Source organism: Paramesorhizobium endophyticum (genome assembly GCF_014640615.1).
GTDB lineage: Bacteria > Pseudomonadota > Alphaproteobacteria > Rhizobiales > Rhizobiaceae > Paramesorhizobium > Paramesorhizobium endophyticum.
In genome coordinates, this window is sequence record NZ_BMHH01000067.1 from 1 (window position 1) to 888 (window position 888).

At 62.2% G+C, this 888-nt stretch carries 1 protein-coding gene; it reads right to left on the reverse strand.

Annotated features, from left to right (window positions below):
- Nucleotides 1-231: 231 nt before the first annotated feature.
- A partial coding sequence (gene istB, locus IEX53_RS23540; RefSeq protein ID WP_188826598.1) for an IS21-like element helper ATPase IstB occupies nt 232-888 on the reverse strand: 657 nt, incomplete at its 5' end.

The window sequence follows — 888 nt, forward strand, 5'->3', positions numbered from 1 at the left end:
GCTACCCCTTACCCGGGCCGGACTTTCACCGGCTGGAACGCGCCAGCTTCGCCTGGCGCACCAGAAAATCGCCTTTATCTTCGGTACGCGGCCTGAAGTGTCAACGGCGGAGTAAAACCCGGCCACGGGGCGGAGCAAAAGTCGGCCACTTTCGGCGCGCGCATGAGACCTCCGGGAGGGCGTAGCCCGAGCGGGGGTTTCATGCGCGCGCGGCGATTTTCTGAAGAGGTTTCAGCCGGCCTTTCGGGCGCGACTTTGGGCGAGGCGGTAGCTGTCGCCGTTCATCTCGAGGATGTTGACGTGGTGGGTGATGCGATCGAGCAGTGCACCGGTCAATCGTTCCGATCCCAAGGTCTCGGTCCATTCGTCAAATGGAAGATTGCTGGTGATCAGGGTGGCTGCGCGCTCGTAGCGTTGCGAGATCAGCTCGAACAGCAACTCCGCGCCGGTTTTCGACAGCGGCACGAAGCCCAGCTCATCAATGATCAGCAGCTTGTAGGTGGCCATCTGCTTCTGGAAGCGGAGGAGACGCCGCTCGTCACGCGCCTCCATCATCTCGCTGACCAGGGCAGCCGCCGTAGTGAAGCCGACCGACAGGCCCTTCTGGCAGGCGGCGAGGCCCAGACCGAGAGCCACATGCGTTTTGCCCGTGCCGCTGGGTCCGAGCGCAATGATGTTCTCGCTGCGCTCGATCCATTCGCATCGCGCCAGTTCCAGTACCTGCATCTTGTTGAGCTTGGGGATGGCGGTAAAGTCGAAGCTGTCGAGGCTTTTGACGACGGGGAATCTGGCCGCCTTGATCCGACGCTCGACCTTACGACGGTCACGTTCAATCATCTCCCGCTCGGCAAGCCGGAAGAGGTAGCCGACATGATCGACGCCCTCGGT